Source organism: Marinobacter profundi (assembly GCF_002744715.1).
Taxonomy (GTDB): domain Bacteria; phylum Pseudomonadota; class Gammaproteobacteria; order Pseudomonadales; family Oleiphilaceae; genus Marinobacter; species Marinobacter profundi.
On sequence record NZ_KZ319367.1, the window covers coordinates 92404 to 115106 of the forward strand.

General features: G+C 60.6%; 17 protein-coding genes. 11 read left to right on the forward strand and 6 right to left on the reverse strand.

Annotated features, from left to right (window positions below):
* Positions 1 to 84: 84 nt before the first annotated feature.
* A complete protein-coding gene (rmuC, locus tag CLH61_RS00405; RefSeq protein WP_211289050.1) occupies positions 85 to 1563 on the forward strand; it encodes a DNA recombination protein RmuC in 1479 nt (492 codons plus the stop codon).
* Between the two features lie 24 nt (positions 1564 to 1587).
* Positions 1588 to 2433 (forward strand): hypothetical protein, encoded by an 846-nt coding sequence (locus CLH61_RS00410; protein ID WP_099612740.1) that lies wholly within the window; start codon positions 1588 to 1590, stop codon positions 2431 to 2433.
* Between the two features lie 30 nt (positions 2434 to 2463).
* Here the strand turns inward: CLH61_RS00410 and CLH61_RS00415 are convergent, their stop codons facing one another.
* Positions 2464 to 3477 (reverse strand): AraC family transcriptional regulator, encoded by a 1014-nt coding sequence (locus CLH61_RS00415; protein WP_099612741.1) that lies wholly within the window; start codon positions 3475 to 3477, stop codon positions 2464 to 2466.
* A gap of 173 nt (positions 3478 to 3650) precedes the next feature.
* Between CLH61_RS00415 and CLH61_RS00420 the strand changes: the two genes are divergently transcribed.
* Complete coding sequence (locus CLH61_RS00420) at positions 3651 to 4721, forward strand: CaiB/BaiF CoA transferase family protein (protein ID WP_099612742.1); 1071 nt, start codon at positions 3651 to 3653, stop codon at positions 4719 to 4721.
* Between the two features lie 106 nt (positions 4722 to 4827).
* Here CLH61_RS00420 and CLH61_RS00425 read toward each other — a convergent pair whose 3' ends face one another.
* Positions 4828 to 7620, reverse strand: coding sequence for an MECDP-synthase (locus CLH61_RS00425; protein ID WP_099612743.1), 2793 nt, complete (start codon positions 7618 to 7620; stop codon positions 4828 to 4830).
* 336 nt (positions 7621 to 7956) lie between these two features.
* Entirely contained in the window at positions 7957 to 8730 is a 774-nt protein-coding gene (locus CLH61_RS00430; RefSeq protein WP_099612744.1) for an enoyl-CoA hydratase, read from the reverse strand.
* 234 nt (positions 8731 to 8964) lie between these two features.
* Between CLH61_RS00430 and CLH61_RS00435 the strand changes: the two genes are divergently transcribed.
* Positions 8965 to 10479, forward strand: a complete 1515-nt coding sequence (locus CLH61_RS00435; protein WP_099612745.1) for a fumarate hydratase — start codon at positions 8965 to 8967, stop codon at positions 10477 to 10479.
* A 153-nt stretch (positions 10480 to 10632) separates the two neighbouring features.
* On the opposite strand, the gene CLH61_RS00440 is transcribed toward CLH61_RS00435, so the two are convergent.
* A complete protein-coding gene (locus tag CLH61_RS00440; RefSeq protein ID WP_099612746.1) occupies positions 10633 to 12087 on the reverse strand; it encodes a protein adenylyltransferase SelO in 1455 nt (484 codons plus the stop codon).
* 218 nt (positions 12088 to 12305) lie between these two features.
* Here CLH61_RS00440 and CLH61_RS00445 point away from each other — a divergent pair, with 218 nt between their 5' ends.
* The 7 genes from CLH61_RS00445 to CLH61_RS00475 all read left to right on the forward strand — a co-directional run bounded on the left by CLH61_RS00445 (position 12306) and on the right by CLH61_RS00475 (position 20275).
* Complete coding sequence (locus CLH61_RS00445; RefSeq protein WP_228152486.1) at positions 12306 to 13262, forward strand: hypothetical protein; 957 nt, start codon at positions 12306 to 12308, stop codon at positions 13260 to 13262.
* A gap of 56 nt (positions 13263 to 13318) precedes the next feature.
* Positions 13319 to 14419: a tRNA-queuosine alpha-mannosyltransferase domain-containing protein gene (locus tag CLH61_RS00450; RefSeq protein WP_211289040.1), complete on the forward strand. Its 1101-nt coding sequence runs from the start codon at positions 13319 to 13321 to the stop codon at positions 14417 to 14419.
* A gap of 196 nt (positions 14420 to 14615) precedes the next feature.
* Complete coding sequence (locus CLH61_RS00455; RefSeq protein WP_099612748.1) at positions 14616 to 15278, forward strand: c-type cytochrome; 663 nt, start codon at positions 14616 to 14618, stop codon at positions 15276 to 15278.
* A 1-nt stretch (position 15279) separates the two neighbouring features.
* Positions 15280 to 16260, forward strand: coding sequence for a c-type cytochrome (locus CLH61_RS00460; protein WP_099612749.1), 981 nt, complete (start codon positions 15280 to 15282; stop codon positions 16258 to 16260).
* 310 nt (positions 16261 to 16570) lie between these two features.
* Complete coding sequence (locus tag CLH61_RS00465) at positions 16571 to 17401, forward strand: hypothetical protein (RefSeq protein WP_228152487.1); 831 nt, start codon at positions 16571 to 16573, stop codon at positions 17399 to 17401.
* Positions 17402 to 17507: 106 nt separating this feature from the next.
* Entirely contained in the window at positions 17508 to 18953 is a 1446-nt protein-coding gene (gene sbcB, locus CLH61_RS00470) for an exodeoxyribonuclease I (protein WP_099612751.1), read from the forward strand.
* 110 nt (positions 18954 to 19063) lie between these two features.
* Positions 19064 to 20275, forward strand: a complete 1212-nt coding sequence (locus CLH61_RS00475) for an argininosuccinate synthase (protein WP_099612752.1) — start codon at positions 19064 to 19066, stop codon at positions 20273 to 20275.
* Between the two features lie 59 nt (positions 20276 to 20334).
* Here the strand turns inward: CLH61_RS00475 and CLH61_RS00480 are convergent, their stop codons facing one another.
* Positions 20335 to 21366: an AraC family transcriptional regulator gene (locus CLH61_RS00480; RefSeq protein WP_099612753.1), complete on the reverse strand. Its 1032-nt coding sequence runs from the start codon at positions 21364 to 21366 to the stop codon at positions 20335 to 20337.
* A 358-nt stretch (positions 21367 to 21724) separates the two neighbouring features.
* A complete protein-coding gene (locus CLH61_RS00485; RefSeq protein WP_099612754.1) occupies positions 21725 to 22696 on the reverse strand; it encodes a response regulator in 972 nt (323 codons plus the stop codon).
* Positions 22697 to 22703 lie beyond the last annotated feature (7 nt).

Sequence of the window (22703 nt, forward strand, 5' to 3'; positions counted from 1 at the left end):
TTCGCCCTCAATGCAGTAAGTAACCCGCCGTTAGCGCTGGGTGTTTTGGCCACCCTTGCCGTGGTCAGCCTGGTGTTGGCGGTCATGTTGATGCGTGGCCGCGGCACGGCGACAGCGCTCGACAGGCAGTTGCGGGCGATGATGGAGGAACGGGACCAGCTACGCCGTGAGTTGCTGGAGCAGGAGCATGCCGCCCGTTTGCGGCAACAACAGGCGGACCAGCTGGCGGCAAGGCTGGAAGAATTACGGAATCGCAATGGTGTGCTTGAGGCGGATATTGAACAATGGCGTCAACAGCTTCACGAGGCGCGCCTGGCCCTGCGGGGGCAGGAAGTTACCCTGGAGAAGGAGCGCAAGGCCACCACGGAAAAACTCGAGCTGCTAGAGCGGAACCGCGATGCCCTGAAACAGGAATTCGAGAACCTGGCCAACCGGATATTCGAGCAGAAGAGCGAGCGTTTCAGCCAGCAGACCCGAACCAGCCTGGATACCCTGCTCAATCCGTTTCGGGACCAGTTGCAGGACTTTCGCAAGCGGGTGGAAGACGTCTATACCACGGAAACCCGTGATCGCCAGGCCTTGCGCAGCGAAATCAAGTCGCTGCAGGAGCTGAATCGCCAGATTACTGAGGAGGCGGCCAATCTCACCCGGGCCCTGAAGGGGGACAAAAAAATCCAGGGCAACTGGGGCGAGCTGATCCTCGAGCGGGTGCTGGAACGGTCGGGCCTGCGTAAAGGTATTGAGTATGAGACCCAGGGCAGCTACCGGGATGCCGACAACCAGTTGTTGCGCCCGGACGTGATTGTGCACCTGCCGGACCAGCGCAACCTGGTGGTTGACTCCAAGGTTTCCCTGGTGGCCTATCAGCAGTGGATGACGGAAGAAGACGAGCCGTTGCGGGCCGAGGCCCTCAAGGCCCATGTCGAGGCCGTCCGGGCTCATATCCGCAGCCTGAGCGAAAAGGATTACAGCCAGTTGAACGGGCTGCATTCGCCGGATTTCGTGCTGCTGTTCATGCCCATCGAGCCGGCTTTCGTGGCTGCGTTCCAGCAGGACGAGAACCTGTTCGCGGAAGCCTTTGAGCGAAAGATTATTGTGGTAACGCCAACCACTCTGCTGGCGACCCTGCGTACCATCGAAAACATCTGGCGCTATGAACGCCAGAGCCAGAATGCCCGGCGCATCGCCGAACGCGCCGGTGCGGTTTACGACAAGCTGCGGGTGTTCGTCGAGGCGATGGAGAAAATGGGCAGCCAGCTGCACACGGTACAGGGCACCTACGACACGGCGATGAATACCCTGACCCGCGGGCGGGGCAACCTGATCTCCCAGGCCAATCGTTTTGTCGAGCTGGGGGTTCGGGTGAAGAAGGAATTGCCCAAGGCCATCATGGACCAGGCGGAAGTGGATGCAGACCCGCTTGACGACGAGATTGACCAAGGGCCTGGCGAAGGGATTGGCGAGAGTGGCTGCGAGATTGACGACACCCGCGCCGAGCGGGCGCTGTTGGGCGAACAAGAGCCTGCGGAACAGGAAACCGCTAATGATTCCACGGACAAATAACCGGCAACGGGCAGGAGAAGCAGTATGTCTTTGACAAAGATTGGTTCTGGACGAGGGTGGGTTCTGGGCCTGGCAATGGCTGCCGCCCTGCTGGGAGGGCAGGCTCACGCCCTGGCACCGGAGCACGAAGTGACCCGGCTGATGCTGGCCACCGAAAAGGCGGTGGGGGACGAGCGCTGGGGAGAAGCTGGCGAGTTCCTTAACCGGCTGCAGGGCTTGCAGGTGGAGAAGCCGGCCGAGTATTACTACTACCGTGGCCGGGTAATGGCCAATGCCGGGCACCACAACGAGGCCCGTGCGGCCCTCGAGAATTATGTCTCGATGGCGGGCTCGGACAGCCGGTTCTACCGGGAATCCCTGCTGTTGATCACCGAAATCGAAAAATCCCAGCGTTCCCAGCAAACCACGACCACGGCAGAAAAAGCGCCGGTGGCGGTCATTGAGCCGGCCGGGCGGGGCAATACCGCCCAGCTGCGCAGACGCTACGGCGCCCGCACCGACACCGAAGCCCTCACCAGCCACCTCAACAACCTGCTGGAAGCGGCCGCCTGGCGGCAGGATCAGCGCATTGTCCGGCTGGACACCCCGGCGGATCACAGTTTCAAGGTGACGGTGCAGGGCAACGAGTTGCGGATCCGGGAAGCGGAGCGTGACAGCCAGGGCCGGATGGTGATTGCCACCGAGGGGATGCCGGTTTTCGGGGTAAACCCGATGGTGAAGTGGGACTGTGAAGAGGCCAACAACGCGTGCTGGGTCTACGACCCCCGGGATGGCTCACGGCTGTTCCGCCTGTCCCTGGACGGCAATCGGGCCAGCGAAATTGCCGCTACCCTGGGTGAGCTGATCCGCACCATGCAGGCACCCCGCTGAGCCGCAGGCGGTAACTGAAGGGGCGAGCCGTCAGGGCTGCCCCCGCTCCCCGTCCCGGTAGGCCCCCGGGGTCACGCCGGTCCACTTCTTGAAGGCCCGGTGGAAGGTCGAGGGCTCGGTAAAACCCACCCGGTGGGCGATATCGTTGATGGCAATTTCCGGCCGGCCCAGAAAATAGATCGCCATGTCCCGCCGCAGCAGATCCTTGATCTCCTGGAACGATGTGTTTTCCTGCTTTAACCGGCGCCGCAAGGTTTGCGGGCTGGTGTGCAGTTCTGCGGCAATCCATTCAAAATCCGGCAGCGGTTTACTGAAATCCCGCCCGATCAGTGCGCGGATGCGGCCCGTATAGGTGTTGCTCTCGTCCGGCCGTGACAGCAGGTCTGCCGGCGAGGTTTTGAGAAACCGCCGCATCTCCGGTTTATCGCGGATAACCGGGGCCGTCAGAAAGCGCCGGTCGAAGGTCAGGGCAGTTTCCCTGGCATTGAACTCCAGCGGGCAATGGAAAATATGGCGATACTCGTCGCCATGGGGCGGTCGGGGGTAATTGAATTCCGCCAGCTCCAGTTCTACCGGCTGACCGATCAGCCAGCTGCCCAGCCGGTGCCAGATCACCAGGATGCTTTCCTGCAGAAAGTGCATGGGGTCGTAGACGTCGCCCTCGATCACCATCACCAGCCGGGCCCGGTCGCCGTCGTCTTCCAGGCGCATGCAGACTGTGGGCTCGAACAACCGTGAAAATTGCCAGGCCTGCTGATAGACCGTTTCCAGGGTGGGGCAGTCAATCACCAGCGCGCACATGGTGGCAAAGGTGCCGGTGTGGCAGCGGCGCGGCCCCATGCCCATAAATTCGTCGGCCATGTCGGACCACAGGGTTTGCATCAGCTTGCTGTACTGCCGGCTGTTGACCCGTGCCTTTTCAAACTTCAGCAGCTCCGGGGAAATCCCGGCACGGCGCAGCATGTCGTGGGTGTCGAGCCCGGCACGCTCAGCCCCGGCGAGGGCAGCCAGTACGAAGTGTCTTGAAACCGTCAGATCAGACATGGTCATTCCGTGTAGCGAGAGCGAAGCCCATCATAAAACCCCCCGGCCACAATGCAACCGCTTAACCCGGTGAATGGCTGGAAGAAATGGTCAATAGGATTGGGGTAACCGGTAGTTGGCCCGGAAGGAAAAACACGGCAGCATGGAGTATTCACCACAACAAGGAGAAACCCATGCCCGGCCCACTGAGCCATTTGAAAGTTCTTGATTTCAGCACCCTGCTGCCAGGGCCCTATGCCACCATGTTGCTGGCGGATATGGGGGCTGAGGTGCTCAGAATCGAAGCGCCTGACAGGGTCGACCTCACCAAGGTGATGCCCCCGCTCGATGGCAAGTTCAGTACGGCCTTCTCCTACCTGACCCGCGGCAAGGATACCCTGCAACTGAACCTCAAGCAGGAGGGTGCGGCGGACAAGGTCAAGGCGCTGGTCCAAGACTACGACATCGTCATCGAGCAATTCCGTCCGGGGGTGATGGATCGCCTTGGCATCGGCTACGACACCCTCAAGGTCATCAATCCCCGGCTGATCTACTGCGCCATCACCGGTTACGGCCAGACCGGGCCCTACAGGGATCGCGCCGGCCACGACATCAATTACCTCTCCATCGCCGGCGTCTCCAGCCACTGCGGCCGCGAAGACAGCGGCCCGCCCCCCATGGGCATTCAGATTGCGGATGTGGCCGGTGGCTCCCACCATGCGGTCATGGGCATTCTCGCCGCCGTCATCCAGCGCCAGCACACCGGCGAAGGACAGTTCGTCGACATCAGCATGACCGATGCCGCCTTCGCCCTCAACGGCATGGCCGGCGCCGCCTGCCTGGCCGGTGGCCAGGAACAGGCGCCCGAGAGCACCCTGCTCAACGGCGGCAGCTTCTACGATTACTACCAGACCAGTGATGGCCGCTGGCTCTCCGTCGGCAGCCTGGAGCCCCAGTTCTCCGCCCGGCTCTGCGACACCCTTGGCCTGCCGGACATGAAAAGCTACGCCCTCAGCCAGAACCCCGAACACCAGCACCAGCTGAAAACCGCGCTGCAAGCTGCCATTGGCCAGAAAACCCTGCAGGAATGGCAGGACATCTTCGCCGACAAGGACGCCTGCGTGGAGCCGGTACTCACCATCGCCGAGGCTGCTGAGCATCCCCAGCTGAAAGCCAGGGAAATGGTGATCGAGGTGGACCGGGGGGATGGCACCTGCCAGAGGCAGATCGGGCATCCGATCAAGTTTGGGAAGATGGGGGTGTGAGAGTGGAGTCGCCAGGGAGGTGGGATAGCGACGATTGACTGGTTTTTTGCCTCTGAATAACAAAAACCCCGGCTTGGCCGGGGTTTTTGATTCTGTTACCGCACTATCAGTTTTGATCCAGTGCAAAGTCAATGGTCAAGCTGTCACCCAAGACTGCGGAATTGGTGACTGGAATGGCTTGTTGGGTAACATTGCCAATGACTTCTCCCATCATCTCTGCAAACGCTGCGGACGTGTTGGAACCCTCAGAACACTGTTCGGTTGCAGGTGTAGCCGGTGCCACAAAGGTGCCGTGGTTCGCATTGATGCACGGGTTATCCCCGAAGAAGAGCGAGGCTGCATTTGCCGGGGCGCCTACGGGCAAGGGAGATGATGCCGAGATAATGCTGGTTCCGTTGCCATCAGCAAGGAGACCGCCGCCGGCGCCGAGGTCAATCAGTGCCATCAGCGGCTCGGTACCGGCCAGCGGGGCGGAAAGAGCCGCGCCGAGCGGTGCAACGTTGGCTTCATTGGGCACGGTCAGATCACCCAGTACCTCAGACATCAGCAGGCCTGTGCCATTTGCGGTTGCGAACGCACCCAGGTTCTTGCCGTAGTTTACGGGGTCGACGTTGTCGATTGTGGACTGCAGAACGTACAGATATGCCTCAAGAGTGGAGGTGCCCTGATCTACGCCGGCTGCGGCGAGGCCGCCAAGCACTTGTGGTGCAAGTGACGGCGAATTTTCTACCAGCTTGGTGAGCTGGCTGCCGGTGTTCATCAGTGAGATGGAAGTCAGTTCAGGATAGAAGAGCGTGCTTGTCGCCGTATTTGTGCCACGCAGAACCGGGTTCTCAAGCAGCGAAGCGAAAGCTGCGCCGGTTATACCGCCCAGAGAGTGTCCGACAAAATGGATGTTCTTGTTCTGGAGCTGTGCTTGTCCGAAATCGCCCAAAGTTCCGTCAATGTCGAGAGCACCGTTGGCAATCGTGGCAGACAGGTTGAGCAAGTCCATGACACCTTGGCGGAGGTTATCCCGGGTGGTTTGCATGCTGCCAAGGTTAATGAACAGGCTGCCAGAGCGGACATCAGTGATTGCAGCCTCTTCTTGTGGGCTGAATGCCCCTGCGGGCGTGCTGTAATAGAAATGCCGCTCGCCAACGTAGTCTGCGTTCGGGAAATCGGCAGGATCGATGTACATGTCAGCGGGGGTAAGGCCGGGTATGGTACCGACGGTCGCACCGCCCAGACCGTGCAGCGGCTGGTCGATTGCAATGGTCGCGATGCATTTGCCTTGCGCAATGGATTGAGCGGTCAGGTTAATTGCGGGAATTGTGGCCACACTGCGGTCCACTGTAATGCCGTGTTGGAAGATGACGACATCGGTGATGCCGGTTCCAGCAGTGGAACTGCAATTCAAAGTTCCTCCCGTCGCAGCAGACACTGCAGCAACATTCGGGTAGTAAATTGTCACCGGCACCGCTACTTTGGCATTCTCCTCAGGGAATGGCATGTATTGCGTGAGGTTGAAGGTGCCGTCGTTGTCACGGGGGAAGCTGAAGTTGGACAGTGTCGGATAAGTCGCTTTGAACGCATCAATAGTCGCATTCAGACCCGCTTCCAACTGAGTATCGCCTCGCCACATGCCGCTGACCAGCGGCGTACCATCAGTGCCGGGGAGTTCCTGGTAGTACGGAAGCTCGATAGCGCCCTCGGACACGTTTACCAGCTGCGCTGCACCAATCAGGGCTGCGTTGCCGGAGGCAGCAATTGCGGGCAAGGTCGCAGCAGACTTGATTGTTGAATCATAGACTGCAGTAGTCCGGGGCTTGGGGAACGGCAGGTTGGGCACGATTGATCCAACAACCTGCTGGCCCAGCGTTGCATCCTGGATGTAAGGAGCAACTGCGGCACCCACCTTCTGTGCCAATTCAACGTTTGTCGGGCTCGCGCTCAACGCATCGGCCAGTGCTGCAAACACAGTGGAAGCGGTTGCCGTCGCGGGCAGATTGTCTCTGACAACCTGCAGTGCCGAGTACAGTACGACCTGTTGGCCAAGCGTCCCGAGATAAGTGCCCGGAGCGGTAACCGCATTAAATACCGTTTTGGTATTAGACGTTGTCATGGTGTAGGCAAGTGTAACGCCCGCATCAATGCCGTTTGCGGCGAGCCAGCCATTGGACAGATTAACGGCAGCATTCAGTACGTCACGAATTGACTGGAAGCCAGCGTTACCCAGAGGGTCGTCGCCGGAAATCTGGCTGTAGGGCACCGACTGGGCAGTCGGACGCCCGTCAGCACCCTTCACCCCGTCAGTCACCAGGACAAGGTATTTGGTCTGATCTGCCAGCGGCTCCAGAGGGGTAATACGAATTACGTTGTCCGAGCCGCCGTCAAGTGACACAACCTCGGTGCGGAAATTCTGGGTGGCATACTTTTCAATGTTGAACGGATTGGCTGCATCGATGTACGCAGGGTTTGCCGTCAGCTCGATGTCCGGAGTACTTGCAGACACCGGCTTCATATTAATCGGAACGAGGTGCACCGTCTGATTGGCGATAACGGTCGCCGGATCAACCGAGCCGTTGAAGCGGATGTCGATCTGGCCGGAGGTTGAGTAGCCTTCGAGATCGCTTACTGCCACTGAGCCCGGGTCAGTCCCGTTGGAGAAGCCCGTAAAGTCATAATTAGTGCTTTGGCCCGCACCCAGGAGAAGAACCAGGTCAAAGTTTGCCGGTACGCTAAATGTCGGAGATGTCAGAACCGGATCAAAAATAGGTCTGACAAGTGTGTTGTCGATGGTGGTATCGGTAATCAGGTAATCCGGATTCGCATTCCCCCCGCTATCAGCGCTATCAAAGCAGCCAGTGAGGCCAAGGGAAGATGCCACGGCAAGACTTATTAGAGTTTTCTTGAACATGGGTGGAACCTTTTCCTGTTGTTGTGTCGTTATTATCGGTGCTGACGGGGCCGGGTGGTCCGGTAAGCCCTGTGTCAGCAGCCGGATTGTCTCGAAGTTTTCAAATCACGGTTGAGTGAGTTCGGGTCAGCGCTCTGAGCCAATTTCGTAATTCTGACTATATCGAAAGACAACGGATACTGTTGATCGCTCTAAAGTGTGATTCTGAGGGCAAATGCACCCCCAGGCCGGTCTTCTTGAAAAATAGATGGCAGGTGGGGGTTTGTCGAGTGGCTGGAGCGGCGTGTTGGCGGCCGGCCAGTGGGGCGGGCCGCCGGGGAGGGAAGGCGGTGGCAATCAGTCGAAACGGGAGTAGTCCGGCTTCCGTTTTTGCATGAAGGCGGTAAAGGCTTCGGCGGCTTCCGGGGACTTCAGGCGCTCTGCAAACAGCTGGCCTTCGGCAAGCATGGTTTCCTTGAGTTGCTCAATGTTCGGCCGGTTAAGCAGTGCCTTGGTGGCGCGGATGGCAGCCGGGGCCTGGGCGGCCAGGCGCTGGCAGGCTTCCAGGGCGGTCGCCTCGGTGGCGGCAGGCTCGCAGATGCGGTTGATCAGGCCGAGACGGGCGGCATCGTCGGCGCTGAAGGCGTCACCCAGCATCAGCAGCTCGGCCGCCCGTACCCGCCCCAGCCAGGATGGCAGCAGCAGGCTGGAGCCACCTTCCGGGCACAGGCCGAGGTTGGCAAAGGGCATCTGGAAGCGGGTGTTGCTGCCGGCAAAGACCAGGTCACAGTGCAGCAGCATGGTGGTGCCGATGCCCACGGCTGGCCCGTTAACGGCGGCCACGATTGGCTTGCTGGCCGATGCCAGCAGGAACAGGAAGCGGCCCACCGGGGTTTCGGTGAACTCGCCGGGCAGGCCCTTGGCAAAGTCCCCCAGGTCGTTGCCGGCGGTAAAGCAGTCAGCACTGCCGGTAAACAGGATGCAACGGACGTCCTTGTCTTCGTGGCCGGCTTCGATGGCATCACCCAGGGCGGTGTACATGGCGTGGGTGAGGGCGTTCTTGCGGTCGGGGCGATGAATGCGGACCACCAGTACCTGATTATTTTTCTCGGTCAGAATGTGTTCGGTCACGGGGACTCCTGGGTTCGGTGTGCTGTCGTTGTAATGAGTCTTTGGGCTGAATTGTCAGGATCTTACCCGCTTTTGCACGGTTTTTTCACGCTTTTCACCTGATTTTCTGTCCGAACCGCGCAGCACTTCCGTGTCATCCTTCGCCTTCCGTCGCATCCCTCGCCGGCGGGATTTTCTGGTAAACTCTCGCCTCCCGAGAATTTCATCGTTCAACCAACACCTGATGAGACGCCTATGACCACCGTAATCCGCCAGGACGACCTGATTGAGAGCGTAGCGGACGCGCTGCAGTTCATCTCTTATTACCACCCGAAAGACTTCATCCAGGCCGTGTACGAGGCCTACCAGAAGGAAGAGTCCCAGGCGGCGAAGGATGCCATGGCGCAGATCCTGATCAACTCGCGGATGTGTGCCCAGGGCCACCGCCCGATCTGTCAGGACACCGGCATCGTTACGGTTTTTGTGAACATCGGTATGAACGTGCAGTGGGAATGCGACATGCCCCTGGACGACGTGATCAATGAGGGCGTCCGGCGCGCCTATACCCATCCGGACAACGTGCTGCGCGCCTCCGTGCTGGCCGATCCGGACGGCAAGCGCCAGAACACCAAGGACAACACCCCGGCCATCATCCACTACAAGATGGTCCCCGGTGACACCGTGGAAGTCCATGTGGCAGCCAAGGGCGGTGGTTCCGAGGCCAAGTCCAAGTTCGCCATGCTGAACCCGTCCGATTCCGTGGTGGACTGGGTGCTGAAGATGGTGCCGCAGATGGGCGCCGGCTGGTGTCCGCCCGGTATGCTGGGTATCGGTATCGGTGGTACCGCCGAGAAGGCGATGGAGCTGGCCAAGGAAGCTCTGCTGGAGCCTATCGACATTCACGACCTGCAGGCCCGCGGTGCCTCCAACCGCGCTGAAGAACTGCGTCTTGAGCTGTTCGAGAAGGTGAACGAGTTGGGCATCGGTGCCCAGGGCCTGGGTGGCCTGACCACCGTGCTGGATGTGAAGGTCAAGGATTATCCGACCCACGCCGCCAACAAGCCGGTGGCCATCATCCCGAACTGTGCCGCTACCCGCCACGCGCACTTTGTGCTGGATGGCACCGGTCCGTCCCTGCAGACCCCGCCGAGCCTGGAAGACTGGCCGGAAATCACTTGGGAAGTGGGCGAGAGCGTTCGTCGCGTCAACCTGGACACCGTAACGCCGGAAGACGTCAAGGACTGGCAGCCGGGCGAAACCGTACTGCTGTCTGGCAAGATGCTGACTGGCCGTGACGCTGCCCACAAGAAGATGGTGGACATGATCGAAGCCGGTGAAGAGCTGCCGGTGGACCTGAAGGGTCGTTTCATTTATTACGTGGGTCCGGTGGATCCGGTCCGCGAAGAAGTGGTTGGCCCGGCGGGCCCCACCACGGCCACCCGGATGGACAAGTTTACCCGTACCATGCTGGAGAAGACCGGCCTGACCGGCATGATCGGCAAGGCCGAGCGCGGCCAGGTTGCCATCGACGCCATCAAGGAGTTCGGTGCGGTCTACCTGATGGCGGTGGGTGGTTCTGCCTACCTGGTGTCCAAGGCTATCAAGCACGCCGAAGTGGTTGCCTTCCCTGAGCTGGGAATGGAAGCCATTTACGAGTTTGAGGTGGAAGACATGCCGGTGACGGTTGCGGTGGACTCCAAAGGTTCCTCCGTACACCAGACCGGGCCGGCCGAGTGGCACGAGAAGATTATTGCCGCCAAGGCGGTTTAAAGCTTCTGCGGCAGGGGGACAGACCCGAGGTCAGACCCCCCTGCCTGTGGCTCTCAGGGGACAGACCCGAGGTCAGTCCCCCTGCCGGTTTTGCCTCTTGGGGACTGACCTTCGGTCTGTCCCCGTCGTAATCCACTCCTATCCTCCGGTTTCTCAAGAAGAGCAACTGATGTTCAGGTGCTTGCCCCAGTCCGGCGGCAGGTCGGCGTATTTCTCGTAGTCGGGCTGTTCGTCGAACGGCTTCTGCAATACCTTAAGTAATTCCTTCATCGGCTCGTAGTCGCCGTTCTGTGCTTCCACAATCACCTGCTGGGCCAGGTAGTTGCGGAGGATGTACTTGGGGTTCACCTTGCGCATGGCCCATTCCCGCTCGTCATCGGCGCGGGTTTCCAGTTTCAGCCGGTTGCGGTAGCGTTCCAGCCACTCATCCGCCACGCTGCGGTCCACAAACAGGTCCCGCACCGGCGCGGTCCCCTTGCTGGTCAGGCCGGAGAGGCCGCGGAAGAAGCGGGTGTAATCCACGTGGTGTTCGTGGAGCATGCTGAAGGTGTCCATGACCAGGCCAAGATCGCCGCTATCCTCCAGGGCCAGCCCCAGCTTGTCCCGCATCTTTTGCAGGAAGTGACTGTTGTAGGCTTTTTCATATCGCTGCAGGGCCTGGCGGACATCATCTTCGGTCATCACCGGTAACAGGGCATGGGCCAGGTACTGGCAGTTGGTGAAGCCGATCTGTGGCTGGCGGTTGTAGGCATAGCGCCCGCCCTGGTCGGTGTGGTTGCAGATATAGCCGGCATCAAAATCGTCAAGGAAGGCATAGGGGCCGTAGTCGAAGGTGTCCCCGATGATCGACATGTTGTCGCTGTTCATCACCCCGTGGCAGAAACCGACCGCCTGCCAGTCGGCAATCAGCCGGGCGGTACGTTCCACCACTTCCTCGAACCAGCGCAGGTAGCGCTCGTCCTGCGGCAGCCCGATCAGGTGCGGGAAGTGCAGGGCAATGACATGCTCGATCAGGGTGCGCAGCGCGGCTTCCCCTTCGTGGTGGGCGGCAAACTCGAAGTGGCCGAAGCGGATATGGCTGCCCGCCACCCGCACCAGCGCCGCCGCGGTCTCGATCGACTCCCGTCGCACCGGGTCTTTGGCGCTTACCATGAACAGCGCCCGGGTGGTGGGGATCCCCAGGGCGTGCATCGCCTCACTGCAGAGATACTCACGAATGGTCGAGCGCAGCACTGCCCGGCCGTCACCGAAGCGGGAGTAGGGCGTCATCCCGGCACCCTTGAGGTGCCAGTCCCAGCGCCGTCCGTCCGGCCCGAGGGTTTCCCACAATAGCAGGCCACGGCCATCGCCGAGGTCCGGGTTGTACATGCCGAACTGGTGGCCGGTGTACTTCATGGCCACCGGATCCATACCTTCCAGCAATTCGGTGCCGGCACCCACGCCGGTCCACTCCTCCGGATGATCCGCATGAAAGCCCATCTCCCGGGCCAGCTCATGGTTAAAACACACCATGCGGGCGCCTTTCAACGGTGAGGGCTGCACCCGGCTGTAAAAGCTGTCCGGAAGGTCCAGGTAGCGGTGTTCAACGCGGAAACTGTTGCTGCTCATACCAGTCTGTACCAAAGGTTATAGGGTAAGCGTCCCGGGGGTTGCGGGGCGCCGGCCGCGCCCGGCCAGTCCCGGGGCCTGTTCAGGGCACGGCAAGGTTCAGCACACAGTGTCCCAGAAAAACGCCGGCGCGGACAAACTGCAAACCGGCCACCTATACTGCCAACTGGTACAGAACCTGCAAACCATTCCGCCAGTAGCCAAAGGAAGTACTAACCGTGTCCGCCCACGATCTGACTATGCTCGTCCAGGCCCTGATCACCCGGGAATCTCTCCCTGATGCATACGCCGACACCGTCAAACAGACCATTCTCCCCCTTGCCGAGGGCATCCGTGATCTTCATCAGCGCCTCGGCCGCACCGTGATTATCGGTATCCATGGCGCCCAGGGCACTGGCAAGTCGACCCTGACGGAATTTCTCAAACATCTGCTGGCCGATTACTACGGCCTGGCGACGGCGAGTTTCTCGCTGGACGATATCTACCTCACCCGGGAGGAACGGGAGACCCTGGCGGACAAGGTCCACCCGCTGCTGATCACCCGTGGCGTGCCGGGCACCCACGATCTTGTGTTGGGGCAGCAGACCATCGATCGCCTGAAAGAAGCCGGCCCCCACATCCTGACCCCCATTCCCGCCTTTGATAAATCCCGTGACGACCGGGCGCCGGAGCAGGACTGGGACGACTTCCGGGGCAGGGCGGAGGTGATCCTGGTGGAGGGCTGGTGCCTGGGGGCGGCGCCGGAAGAACAGGACGAGGCGCTGGCGCAGCCGGTCAACGAGCTGGAGCGTGTCGAGGATGCCGACGGCCACTGGCGCCGGTATGTCAACCAGCAGTTGCAGGACGATTACCAGTGGTTCTTTGGCCAGCTGGACTGGCTGATCATGCTGAGGGCACCGTCCATGGCGTGTGTGCTGGAATGGCGCACCCTGCAGGAGCACAAGCTGGCGGAGCGGCTGCGCAATGCACCAAACCAGGGCGATGGGGCCGTTGCCGGCGCCCGGCATTCGCGCATTATGACGGACGCGCAGATCGTCCGCTTCATCATGCATTACGAACGGATCACCCGCACCTGCCTCGCAGAAATGCCCCGGCGTGCCGATGTGGTGATCGACGTGGCCGAGGATCACAGCCTCGCCCTGCCGCAGTTCAGCCCAACGACGGAGTGGCACTAGTATGACAATCATGCGCCGGTAACCCGGGATTGTCCGGTTTGTGGCAGAATGGCGCCATGCCTGCCACCATCCGACCCCGCATCCTCCTGTTATCCGCCTACGACGCCGGTAGCCACCGCCGCTGGCGGGAACAACTGGTGGCGACCCAGCCGGAGTTCGACTGGCAGGTGCTCACCCTGGCGCCGCGGTATTTTCGCTGGCGGATCCGTGGCAATGCCCTGAGCTGGCTGGACGAGCCGCTGCTGCAACAGCGCTGGGACGCCCTGGTCGTCACCTCGATGGTGGACCTGGTGTCCATCCGCGGTTTTCACCGCCATCTGGCGGCCACTCCGGCGCTCTTGTACATGCATGAGAACCAGTTTGCCTATCCGGACTCCGACCAGCAGCATGCCAGCGCCGACCCCAAGGTGGTCAACCTCTACAGCGCGCTGGCTGCCGACCAGGTGGTGTTCAACAGTGCCTGGAACCGGGACAGTTTTCTGCAACAGGCCGGCGCCTTCCTGCGCAGACTGCCCGATGGCGTACCGTGCGGAATCATCGAGCGGATCCGCGACCGTTCGTCGGTTATTCCGGTGCCGATTGAGGACCGCCTGTTCGTTGCGCGCCGACAATCCGGCGTGCCGGCGGTGCCGCACCTGTTGTGGAACCATCGCTGGGAATACGACAAGGGCCCGGAGCGGCTGCTGGCGCTGCTGGATGCCCTTGCCGATGCCGGCCAGGATTTTCGCCTCAGCGTGGTGGGTGAGCAGTTTCGCAGCCAGCCGGCGGCTTTCAGGACGATCCATCAGCGTTACCAGAGCCGGTTGCTGAACTGGGGCTACCTGGCCAGCCGTGCCGATTATGACCGCTTGCTGGCTGCGGCAGATGTGGTGGTCTCCACCGCCGTGCATGAATTCCAGGGCCTAGCCATGCTGGAGGCGATGGCGTCCGGCTGCCTGGCGCTGGCCCCCCGCCGGCTGGCATATCCGGAGTATGTGCCGGCCGGTCAGCTGTATGCCAGCGTTCCGGATGATCCCCAGGCTGAGGCAGGTGCAGCGGCGGATCTGCTTATATCGATGCTGCATAAGCCGCCCTGTCAGAGTTCGCCGGATGACTGGCGGCTGAGCCGGCTGCAGCGACGCTATCACGCCGCGTTGGACGCACTCATCGGCGGATGAGCGGAGCGTCTCGTATTTCGCCCCGTCCCGGGTCAGGATCGGTCGGGTTGATCTACACTTGAAGCGGGAACTACGCAAAAAGTCGTAGAGCGCGTTCATTCCTTTTTGACATTTGATAATATCCTTATTCCTGCCGGTCATTAGCTAATCGATGCCAGGCATAAGTACAACTCAAAAATAATTCAGGAGAACGTCTATGAACGGGCCAGTCAGGTACCTGTCTCTGGTCGGTGCATTGTTGGTCAGCGCATCCGCCCTCGCGCAGGGTAACCCCGAGCAGGGCAAGCAACTGGTGATGCAGGGTGATGGCAGCGGCGCCCCTTGCATGGCCTGCCACGGCCAGGACGGTGGCGGCAATAACGCCGGTGGTTTCCCCAGGCTGGCGGGCCTGGACGAGAACTATCTCGCCAAGCAGATGCGCGATTACAACAGCGGTTCCCGCACCAGCCCTATCATGCAGCCGAACGTTGATAACTTTTCCGATCAGCAGTTGCAGGATATTGCCGCCTATTACGCGGCCATGCCGGTGCCCGCCACCAAGGCGCCTGCGGCCGATGATGCGCTGATGGCCCAGGGCGAGAAACTCGCGCTGCAGGGCGACTGGGACAATTACATTCCGCCTTGCTCGTCCTGCCATGGTCCGGATAACGGTGGCATGGGAGATGTCTTCCCGGGTATTGCCGGTCAGCATCCCAATTACATTGCCAGCCAGCTTCGAGCCTGGCAGGCAGGTAGCCGCAGCAACGATCCCAACAATCTCATGGTTGCCGTCGCCGAGCGGCTGACCGATCAGCAAATCACTGCCGTAGCGGCGTGGCTGGGCGCCCAGCCGGCATCCGCTGCCAAGGGAGGCAAGTAACATGAATTTCGCTCGCGTTCTCCCGTTTATCGCCGTATTGCCGCTGGCTGCAGCGGTTCAGGCGGCCGACCCGGTGGTGCCGGTAAACCTCCCGGAACCGAAAGAAGGCCAGTACGTTCACAATGCCCCCACGGTTGATGACCTGATGGCGGATGAAAGCATTCATCCCGAGCTCAAGAAAGTCATCCTCAAGGGCCGAGACATGTTCATGAACACCCAGCAGTACCGTGGTGAGTACGTGTTCAATGACATGAACTGCAAGTCCTGCCACATGGGGGAAGGGCGCAAGAACTGGTCGGGCCCGATCTGGCCGGCTGCGACCACCCTGCCGGACTTCCGCGGCAAGAACGGCCACGTCAATTCGCTGGAAGAGCGGATCGCCGGTTGCTTCTCCTTCTCGATGAACGGCACACCGCCCGCCTATGGCAGTGACGACATGCTGGCCATGCTGGCCTATCACCAGTGGCTGGCCAAGGACGCCCCGGTTTATGAGAAGAACATTGCCGGGCGCGGCTTCAACAGCCTGGGTAACAAGCTGCCGGAGCTGAGCTACGAGCAGGGGGAGAAGGTGTACCAGGACAACTGCGCCATCTGCCACGGTGCCGACGGTCAGGGTCAGAAGAAGGATGGCCAGGTGGTGTTTCCCGCCCTGTGGGGGGACAACTCCTACAACTGGGGTGCCGGTATGACCCGGATCTTCACCGCGGCCTCGTTCATCAAGAACAACATGCCGCTGGGCAAGCCGGGCTCGCTGAGCGACCAGGAAGCCTGGAACGTGGCCTACTTCGTGAACTCCCAGGAGCGCCCGCAGGACCCGCGCTACACCGGTGATGTAAAGGAAACCCGTGAGAAGTTCCTGAACTTCCACAAGCACACCACCTACGGCACCGAAGTGAACGGTAAACTGTTGGGTGACCACGATAATACCGGCAGCAAGCCGTTTCTGAAGCCGGACGTGCTGCGCCCGCGGACCTTTGACTGATTGATCTAGCCCGGCCTTGAGCCGCCTCCGGAGTCGGATCCGACTCCGGAGTTTTCCTGCCCCGAAGTCTCCTCCGGACAACATTTCGTCAGACAATCCGTTTCTTGATCTGCTGCTGTGACCTGGCTCACTCAAATGGGCCCCTGACCTTGTTTATAGTGTGCAGGTGGCAATGCCACCACCCTGACTGAAAGCCCCGGAGCATGGGTCGCCAAAACCATAAACGGCAGGGTGAAACACGTTTCAGAGACACGACGACATGAAGCAGGAAGCGAGACAATACGCTGTCCTGACACCGGTTTGCCTGGCTGTGGCAGCCCTTTGGGTGCCCGTTTGCCAGGCCGAGCTCAAGCCGATCTCCGATGCGGAGATGAGCCGGGTGCAGGGGCAGGCATTGATGTCAGTTGAAAAGCTCGTGGGTGTGCCCCACGAATTTACCCGTGTGACCTTCAACATGGATTCCGAACTGAAGGTCAGCGCAGATTCCGTAACCCTGGGTGGCGACGCCGCTGGCGCCGATATTGCCATTGATAATCTCGCCCTGGGCCACGTTTCCACCGATGCCAGCCGCACCCAGATTGATGGCAAGACCTACGCCGTGGGGGAAGTGGTGCCGTTCTGGGGCGCAGATCCCTATCTGGAGCTTGCCGAAGTTGACGGTGAACTTGCCGGGTTCCGCTTTGGTTTTGGCCAGGCGCGGGGCACGGTGTCTGCGGATATGAACAGCTTCAGTGGCACTATCGGCCTGAAGATCCTCGATGCCAACGGCACGCCGCAGGACGCCACCCTGTTTGACGGCCTGACCCAGGCCACCGCCAATCGGGCAACCCATATCGGTCTGGCCGATACCGCGACGGATTGCGCCAGCGGTACCCAGTGTTCGCCACTGACCGCGCTGCAGAGCCTGGAGGTGGGCACCGACAACGGTGATGGCACGGTGGGTTTTACCGATGACTTCTTTCTGTCGTTCCAGCGGGAGGGGGTAGAGTGGCAGGATCTCGACGGCAGCCGGCTGATCAACGTCGGTCGTGGCGTATCTGTCAATCTTCCCACCAGCATGACGATTGACCTGCAAACACTGCAGACCGGGATTCCCCGGGAACAGACCAGTTACATCGAGCAGGGCACGAACATTTTCTAGCCGGTGGCTTCGTTGCGCCCGGTCCGGCACGTTCAGCTCCGGGCCGGGTTTCTGCTAGACTGCGCCGCAACCTGATCAACAATCACCGGCGCAGGAGCTGCAGGCAGTGATCCGCTCTTTCTACTGGCATGACTACGAAACCTTCGGTGTAGACCCGGTCCACGACCGCCCGTCCCAGTTTGCCGGGGTGCGCACCGATGCCGACCTCAATATTATCGAGGATCCGCTGGTCATCTACTGCAAGCCGGCCGACGATTACCTGCCGTCCCCCGAGGCCTGCCTGATTACCGGCATAACCCCCCAGAAAGCACTGGAAGATGGCTATCCCGAGGCGGAATTCATCGCCCGCATCAATGAGGCCTTCAGTCAGCCCGGGACCTGTGTGGTGGGCTATAACAGCTTGCGCTTTGACGACGAAGTCACCCGTCACACCCTGTACCGCAATCTCCGTGACCCCTATGCCCGGGAATGGCAGAACGGCAATTCCCGCTGGGACATCATCGATATGGTGCGGCTGACCTATGCCTTGCGCCCGGAGGGTATCAACTGGCCGCGCAAGGACGATGGCAGCCCCAGCTTCCGGCTGGAGGAGCTGACCGCGGCCAATGGTATCAGCCACGAAAGTGCCCACGATGCCATGTCGGACGTGCAGGCCACTATTGCCGTGGCCAGGCTGATCCGGCAGAAGCAGCCCCGGCTGTTCGACTTTGTGCTGCAGAACAAGGACAAACACTCCGCCCGCGCCATGCTGGATACCACCACCATGAAGCCGGTGTTCCATATTTCGGCCAAGTACCCGGCCAGCCGGGGCTGTTGCGCCATGGTGGCGCCGGTGGCGGAGCATCCCACCAACAAGAACCTGGTGATTGTCTACGATTTGCGGGAAGACCCGAGCGAGCTGCTGCAGGCAACGCCGGAGCAGATCCGCGAGCGGGTGTTCACCTCCCAGGCAGAGCTGGGTGAGGGCGTCAGCCGATTTCCCCTGAAAGGCGTCCAGCTCAACAAGTGTCCGGTGCTGGCGCCGGCCACCATGCTCAAGAGTCTGTCAGCGGAGCGTCTGGAAGAGCTGGAGCTGGACGGCGAAAAATTGCGGGCGCACCTCACCATGCTGCGTCAGGTTCCGGACCTGCCGGCCCGCATCGCCCAGGCCTTTGACCACGCCTTTGAAGGCGATCTCACCGATCCCGACGAGCAGCTCTATGCCGGCGGCTTTATCAGCAAGACCGACCGGGAAAAACTGGACTGGCTGCTGACCCAACCGGTGGACAGCCTTGGCGAGCAGACCCTGCGCTTCGACGATCCTCGACTCGAGGAAATGCTGTTCCGCTACCGCGCCCGCAACTATCCGGAAACCCTGATTTCCGAGGAGCAGGAACAGTGGGAGCAGTTCCGCCAGCAGCGGCTGATGCACCCGAAGAAAGGCTGGCGTTCCCTGGAAGCCTACTTCAAGCTGCTCCAGCGGCTGGCCCAGGACCCGGAGCTGCCGCCGGAAAAACAGCATGTCCTGGAAGAGCTTCATCTCTACGGCGAATCCCTGATTCCCTACGTCTGAGCGGGCAGGGTGCGAGGCCTGCTTTCCGCCAATAGCCATTAAGCCTGCGCTCCCGTACAATGTGCGGCTTATTTTCGTTACATCCATTCTGTTCAGTCTGGAGCAAGGGCATGTCTGAGATCAAAAAGGTGGTGCTGGCCTATTCCGGTGGCCTGGATACCTCGGTAATCGTTCGCTGGTTGCAGGATACCTACAACTGTGAGGTAGTGACTTTCACTGCCGACATCGGTCAGGGTGAGGAAGTGGAGCCGGCCCGCGCCAAGGCGGAAGCGCTGGGCGTCAAGGAAATCTACATCGAGGACCTGCGCGAGGAGTTTGTGCGCGATTACGTCTTCCCGATGTTCCGTGCAAACACCATTTACGAAGGCGAGTACCTGCTGGGTACCTCCATTGCCCGTCCGCTGATTGCCAAGCGTCTGGTGGAAATCGCCAATGAGACCGGTGCCGACGCCATCTCCCACGGTGCGACCGGCAAGGGTAACGACCAGGTCCGTTTCGAGCTGGGTGCTTACGCGCTCAAGCCGGGTGTCAAGGTGATTGCGCCCTGGCGCGAGTGGGATCTGAACTCCCGCGAGAAGCTGCTGAAGTACTGCGAAGAGCGCAATATCCCGGTAGAGATGAAGAAGGGCAAGTCCCCTTACTCCATGGATGCCAACCTGCTGCACATCTCCTATGAAGGCATCAACCTGGAAGACCCCTGGGCCGAGGCCGAGGAAGATATGTGGCGCTGGAGCGTGTCTCCGGAAGCGGCTCCGGATCAGCCAACCTACGTTGAGCTGACCTACCGCAAGGGCGACATCGTTGCTGTTGACGGCCAGGAATTGAAGCCCCACGAGGTGCTGGAAACCCTCAACAAGCTGGCGGGTGAGAACGGTGTTGGCCGTCTCGACATCGTCGAGAACCGTTACGTGGGTATGAAGTCCCGCGGTTGCTACGAAACCCCGGGCGGAACCATCATGCTGCGTGCCCACCGCGCCATCGAGTCCATCACCCTGGACCGCGAAGTGGCCCACCTGAAGGACAGCCTGATGCCGCGCTACGCCGAGGTCATCTACAACGGCTACTGGTGGTCGCCGGAGCGTGAGGCGCTGCAGGCACTGATCGACCAGACCCAGACCTACGTCAATGGAACGGTTCGCCTGAAGCTCTACAAGGGTAACGTGGATGTGGTTGGCCGTAAGTCTGACGACTCCCTGTTCGATGAGAAGATTGCCACCTTTGAGGAAGACCAGGGCGCCTACAACCAGAAGGATGCGGAAGGCTTTATCAAGCTGAACGCCCTGCGGTTGCGGATTGCTGCTGGTAAAGGCCGAAAGCTCTAAGACCTGGGCTTTATGCCGAACCAAGGCCGGTGCAGGTTTCCTGCACCGGCCTTGGCCGTTCAGGCCTTTGGATTTGTTCTGGCTTGACGAAATTCTCCGGGTGTCTGCCCGGTAACCGCCTTGAATTTTCGGTGAAACGACGTGGTTTCACTGTATCCCAGCCGCAGTGCAATATCCGGAATGGCGAGTTCGCTGTTGCCAAGATAGTCCTCCGCCATTTTCTGCCGCACTTCGTCCAGAAGTTTCTGGTAAGACACGCCTTCCTGACCGAGTTTGCGCTGCAGCGTCCGGCTGGTCATGCCGAGGTGCTCCGCCACCATGTCCTGCCGGGTAATGCCCTGGAGCAGTTGCTGACGGATGCTGTGCCTGACCCTGGATGCCAGCTTGCTGCCGCTGTCCAGGGAGGCCAATTGGTTCAGGGCGTGGGCTTCGAGGGTTTTGCGCAGCAGCGGGTCGGGCTGGCGCAGGGGCGTGTCCAGGAGTGCCCGGTGGAGCAGAATGGCGTCTTCGGTGGATCCGAAAATCACCGGGCAGCCCCACCGTCTGGCATAGTCCTGCAGCCGTGACTCACCAGGGGACTGTCGTTGCAGCTGTACCTCGGTGGGTGAGGTGAGTGGATCGTCCGCCAGCCAGCGGGCGTAGGTGATCCAGGACGCGAAGACGTTGTCCACCATTTGCGGGCGCACTTGCGGGTCGGTGTAGTTGCAATGCCAGACCAGGCGGATGTGGTCGCCGGAGAGTGACATCCGGGTGGTTCCCATATCACCGACCAGTTTTTCGAACGGTGCGATGCGTGCGACAGCCTCGCCCAGGGTGGCGCAACTCATGGTGATGTAGCCGAGCACGCTCCAGGAACCGGGCTGGACGAAATCCCCGGTTTCAAGGCCCAGCAGCGGGTTGTCGGTCTGTTCGCAGAGCAGGCGGATAAAGTGCTGAAAGCGGTCACCTTCGATACGGCCCTCGTCACTTTCCAGGATGGCAGTATCGAGCCCGCTTGCGCGGAACAGCGGGGCAATGTCGATGCCGGCGGTGGTAGCGGCACGGACATACTGGCGAAGGGCGGCAACGGAAGCGGTTCCGAGATCATTCATGGGTGCTGGTGCGTCTGGAGTTCTTGTTGATCCCCAGTATACCCAAACCCTGTGCCGGTTGGGCACGGTGCGCTATGGCACTGCGGCACTGTCCGGTCTGCCCGCTTGTCTGCTTGCAGAAAACAAAAAAGCCAGCTGGATAGCTGGCTCAAAATAAGGAAAGAACGAAAGTGCCTGAAAAATTCGTTAATCCGGTGGATCATTTCCCCATTTGGCGGCGGAGGTACAACACGGCTCCTCCGCCATGGGGGATACTGCTTGAATCCACGGTTAAAGAATACGACTGCCGTTCTTCAAAGTCTGTTCGTGATGTGTGTCACGTTGTTACCGTTTGTTGATCAAACTCTGTGCGCCTTGTTCACGCTTCTGCCATAACATCGGGAACCACTTCGGTGAAGCGTCGTGTTTCGTAGGCGTCCATCAGGCCTTTCAGCGCAGCCCGCTCTGCATCGGATACTGAGGGCGTACCATGCTGGGCGTCGGAACGGCACAGCACCATGCCGGCTTCCACCGAGACATAGCCGACACTGGTTTTCAGGGCCTTGTGATTGATGCCGTCGAAGATTCGCCGGAAGGCGGTGGTGGAGCACTGCTCGCTGTTGGGGAAGTAGGCGACGATGGCAAACTGGTTTTCCCCGACGCGGCACAGTACGTCCATGGGGCGGATCAGGTGGTTCAGGCGGCGGGCAATGCCGACCGCCAGTTCGGCCATCACCGATGGCGGATGTTTCCGCTGGAGCTCCTGCCAGTTGCGGATGCCACACATTACATAGGCTGAAGCACCGCCGCGGGACTCGGCCTGGCGCAGGGATTTGCCAAGGTGTTCGCGGGCGTAGCGCTGGTTGCACAGGCCAGTTTCCAGGTCGATGATGTTGGCGCTCTCCAGTACCCGGATGTTCTGCACCAGCAGGGAGTTCGTCCGCAGCAGGGTGTTCTGGCGTTCCGCGGTGCGGTCGGCGGCAAACACCCGCGGGATCAGTTGCTTGCTCATGTCCGACTTGTAGATGAAATCATCGACACCGCGGTCAAAGGCCTCCGCCAGGGCGTCAACACTCTCCCGCGCGGTCAGCAGAATGACATAGGTATAGTGGTTGGTCAGCTCGTCCTGCTGACGGACCCGGTCCGTCAGCTCCAGGCCGTCCATTTCGGGCATCAGCCAGTCAGCAATCAGCACGCTGACTGCCCGTTGCTCCATCTGTTCAAGGGCCGCAGGCGCATTATTGACCACTCGCACATCGCTGTAGCCGGCGGCACGCAGCGTGCGGCTGACCACCATGCTGCTGAATTTGGCGTCATCCACTACCAGTATGGGCAGGTCCTGATTTGGCATCGTCTAC